Source organism: Lentilactobacillus sp. (assembly GCF_040773105.1).
Lineage (GTDB): Bacteria > Bacillota > Bacilli > Lactobacillales > Lactobacillaceae > Lentilactobacillus > Lentilactobacillus parabuchneri.
This window is the reverse complement of the sequence record NZ_JAXGWW010000232.1, coordinates 1-3,289: the sequence shown is the minus strand read 5'-3', so window position 1 is coordinate 3,289 and position 3,289 is coordinate 1. Positions and strand designations below refer to the sequence as shown.

Below are 3,289 nucleotides of genomic sequence, written 5' to 3'. Positions count from 1 at the left end.
CTGTATTATCGAAAGCAGTCGGCTAACTATGCCGAACTTGCTAAGAAGAGTAAGCCGTTTGATCTGACCAGCATTAAAAAGATCTTTACGATGATTGCTTACGAATCAATTCCCTTCGTTATCGTCGGCTCGGGAATTACTTTGAGTCAGTTGATTGACCAGTTGTTTTTCAAACAGGTGATGGAAGGCGTTCAACATTTTTCGGCGGAATACACGCAATACATTTACACATTATTTTCAGCGAACCCAACCAAAATCACGACGGTTGTTGTCTCTCTGGCCTTGGCGGTGGCTGAAACCACGTTGCCGTTGCTTGCAAACAGTCAGGCTTCCAAAAAGTCCGATGTCGGTGATCTGATTTTTCAAAATGTGAACATGCTGATGTTTGTGTTGCTGCCAGTCGTCACGATCCTGTGTGGACTGTCGTATGAAACCAACGGCATTTTCTTCTCGTTTAGTGTGTTGGGAGGCAAATATCTGGCCGCTAATATTCTCCAGAGTTTAATGCTTGGGTTTGCGATCAACGGGTTAACCCTGTTGCAGGCACTCCACTATAGTAAAAAAGCAATGTATTAATTAGTGGTCGGATTAGTTACCAAGCTGTTGTTCCAAATTCCATTAGTGATTCTGCTTCAGGGATTTGGTGCGATTATCTCGACAGCCATTGGTTTTGGGCTTATTTGTCTGTTGAGTTATGGGGAAATTATGTACGAGTTTCACGTCCCGTTTGGCAAGCTCAAGGTTAGTTTACTCGTGAACATCGTGTTCTTCGCTATCGTGATGGGACTAACTTCGGGAATTCACCAGGTTATGATGCCAAGCCGACTGATTCCGGCATTTTTGTACTGTGTCGTATTCGGGCTGGCGGCACTGGCAATTTACATCTTTATGGCGAACCGGACTGGTTTGTCAGCAACGATGTTCGAACATAAATTAGGATATAAATACTTTAGATATAAGCATTTCCAATAAATGATTCGTTTTCTTCGTATTTATGATTTGAGGAGACGGCAAAATAAGATTGATTAATATTCAAATATAGAATATTTTGCTATAATTGAACATAGAAGATGTAAAGTTTGACGTTATAACGGAAGCGATTAAGTCACTGGATACGAGTCACTTTATTTTTGATTGGACTTCTCCATTTCCTAATGAAGTCGTCATTGGGGCCTTTATTAAGGCTGAGTTAGTTGCGGTAATTGGATTTATTCGACAGTATGACAATTTAAATAATTATGTGGTCAATCTTGAAGTTAGATTTGAATACCGAGGCTTGGGTTTGGGAGCTGCTCTTTTAGCGATTATTATGCAAGACGAATTTCTTCAACCAGGATTTGATGGCTTTGTAAGTTTGACGACAAAAACTGATGGAACAGAAAATTTTTATTTCCACCTGGGTGCTAAGAAAAGTTCCAGTCAGAACTTATACTTTGATACTCAGGCGAGTTTGCTGGCAATTAAAAAGTACTTTCCGAGGGATGGTGTTTGATATGACCAAAGATGAAATCATTCAAAAGTTGGCAGACTTAAATGCAGTGATCGATAAACAGCCACGGGATACGGCGGAATTTCACGAAGCCTCCACAGAAATGTCCCGGTTGACTTTTGGGACGATTGGCATGCGTGAAGTGGCTTTTATCGTTGATGCATTGGGAAGACCGCTAACAAATCCTGAACTGGCCGATCTCATCATTGCCAGTGAAGCTCACCGGCCACTGAACTCGGTTATTTCACTGCCTGCAGAAGCTGACGCTGCCTACACGATTAAATATCGGCGTAAGCAGGCGGGAATGACGCAGGTTGACCTGGCTAAAAAAATTGGAATAGAGCAAAGCCAACTGGCAAAGATTGAAAATGGTCAGTTGAGGGTTGGCTTGAACCTCCTGCAACGGGCAATGACGGTCTTTGGAACATCGTATATAGTTAAAGCATTATGAATTTCAACAAAAACGGCTGAAGCAAATTTCCATGCTTCAGCCGTTTTTTGTAGGCTTGTTGTATTCATTATTGTGATCTGAGCCCGATCGCATATCACGACAGACGCTGCAGTGTTTCGTACCGGTTTTCAATGTTAAACGGTAAGCACTTAATGATTTTCATGTCCAGTTGACAATTCGTGTGGAAATAACCACTCAGATTTTTGGAATTATTTTTGATCCAGGCTAACTGGGTATTTAAGAGCTGGTTCAAACCCTTGGCGGTGTTTCCGGACATTAAGCCAAGACGGATATTCTCGGAAGTTCCACTCAACAAGCTGTACGCAGCCGGTTTTCCGCCATCATCCAGTAATACAGACGGTGCATCTAAAACTACTTTGTCAGAAATAAGTGCCTGCCAATCGGCTAGAGGAATGGCAATCGCAGGTCGTAGCGCTGCTGTCCTTGATAGTCGTTGAGGCTTTGTTTAAGAACGCGCTCAAGTAAATTTGGCTGAGTCATGAGTTGGTTAAAGGATAGAATGCGATTTTTGTTCAGCTGTACAGTTTGCTTGAGGTTGAGTTGATCAGTTGCCAACTCCGCTGTCAGCACGGTGTCTACCAACCGAAACCGCTTGGTCTGTAGCCATTGGTTAAAGGGATGCTGCGGGGCGTAATCACGAGTGATCATTTGGTTATTAGAAAATTTCCAAGCTAATTTTTCGATGTCACTCAATATCCGCGGAAATAAAATGGTCTGCTCAGTTGCTTTTGGATCGACATAAACCGCAAAATTCAGCGTTGTTGGGTGCAGCTTATTATGCCAGAAGACCGACGTCGCATCGATTCGACCGTGGGGATGATAGACCTTGACGTTATCGGGATAGGTTCGCATGGCCATGAAGATTTCATGCTCGTTTGCGGGCGCTTGCGGAATAAATTCTGTTTTGTTTGGAAGAATGGGAGACATGAGACAACCTCGATTTACTTAAATGGATGATCAGCGAGTAGTTTCGTATAAAATGAAATTTCGTGAAAGGCCTCTTTTAGGCGCTGTTCAAAATGATCACGATTTGCCGCGTCAGCAATCAGTTGACCATCCGGTGTAAAGGTATCACTGGCATTCCATAATAGTACCGGTGTCGGGAGCACAATCATTTGCAGCATCTGCAGAATTTCCACGAATGATTCTGCTGCCAACATTCCGCCGTCACTGTAATAGGAATACGAAATAATCTGGACAGGCTTACGTTTAACTTCACCACCAACGTAATCCAGGGCGTTTTTAAGTGCCCCAGGAATTGCATGGTCGTATTCGGGTGTTAAGAAGACATAACCGTCATCGCTTGACAGTTGATTGAGCCAACGCTG

General features: G+C 43.0%; 5 protein-coding genes and 1 pseudogene. 4 read left to right on the top strand and 2 right to left on the bottom strand.

Features of this window, described 5'->3' with window-relative positions:
• The 4 genes and pseudogenes from AB3112_RS09925 to AB3112_RS09910 form a co-directional block, all read left to right on the top strand.
• Window positions 1-576: pseudogene (locus AB3112_RS09925) on the top strand (polysaccharide biosynthesis protein); the annotation flags it as partial.
• Window positions 577-579: 3 nt separating this feature from the next.
• Window positions 580-972, top strand: a complete 393-nt coding sequence (locus AB3112_RS09920; RefSeq protein ID WP_367334405.1) for an oligosaccharide flippase family protein — start codon at window positions 580-582, stop codon at window positions 970-972.
• Window positions 973-1,057: 85 nt separating this feature from the next.
• Window positions 1,058-1,492, top strand: coding sequence for a GNAT family N-acetyltransferase (locus tag AB3112_RS09915; RefSeq protein ID WP_301518254.1), 435 nt, complete (start codon window positions 1,058-1,060; stop codon window positions 1,490-1,492).
• A gap of 1 nt (window position 1,493) precedes the next feature.
• Window positions 1,494-1,940: a helix-turn-helix transcriptional regulator gene (locus AB3112_RS09910; protein WP_084974009.1), complete on the top strand. Its 447-nt coding sequence runs from the start codon at window positions 1,494-1,496 to the stop codon at window positions 1,938-1,940.
• Between the two features lie 405 nt (window positions 1,941-2,345).
• On the opposite strand, the gene AB3112_RS09905 is transcribed toward AB3112_RS09910, so the two are convergent.
• Window positions 2,346-2,888, bottom strand: coding sequence for a hypothetical protein (locus tag AB3112_RS09905; RefSeq protein WP_301518253.1), 543 nt, complete (start codon window positions 2,886-2,888; stop codon window positions 2,346-2,348).
• 14 nt (window positions 2,889-2,902) lie between these two features.
• Window positions 2,903-3,289, bottom strand: a 387-nt coding sequence (locus AB3112_RS09900; RefSeq protein ID WP_367334404.1) for an NADPH-dependent FMN reductase, incomplete at its 5' end; no start/stop codon positions are given.